Annotated in this window: 1 protein-coding gene; it reads left to right on the forward strand. The window is 23.6% G+C overall.

Features of this window, described 5'->3' with window-relative positions:
* Positions 1-76: 76 nt before the first annotated feature.
* Positions 77-267 (forward strand): hypothetical protein (locus N3F66_15280; GenBank protein ID MCX8125508.1); only part of this gene is annotated, 191 nt, incomplete at its 3' end.

Genomic DNA, 267 nt, shown 5'->3' on the forward strand with positions numbered 1-267 from the left:
GTCTATTATAAGATTTTTAAAGTTTTGGCGATTACTACCTCACAGAGGACGAGTTTATGGAGTAAACGAAAAAATTATGTTTTTTATTGGTTCAATATCTATTCCAGTTTTTGTTTTATTTATAGCAGGAATATTTTTATATTTTAAAAAAGATTTTTCTTTAACATCATTTGTTGTTTTACTACCAATTATTTGTTTTTGTATAATTTACACAATTTTTTGGTCTCAGATAAGATATAGAATTCCAATAGAACCTTATGTAATAAT

The organism is Spirochaetota bacterium, from assembly GCA_026414805.1.
In the GTDB taxonomy this organism is placed as follows: domain Bacteria; phylum Spirochaetota; class UBA4802; order UBA4802; family UB4802; genus UBA4802.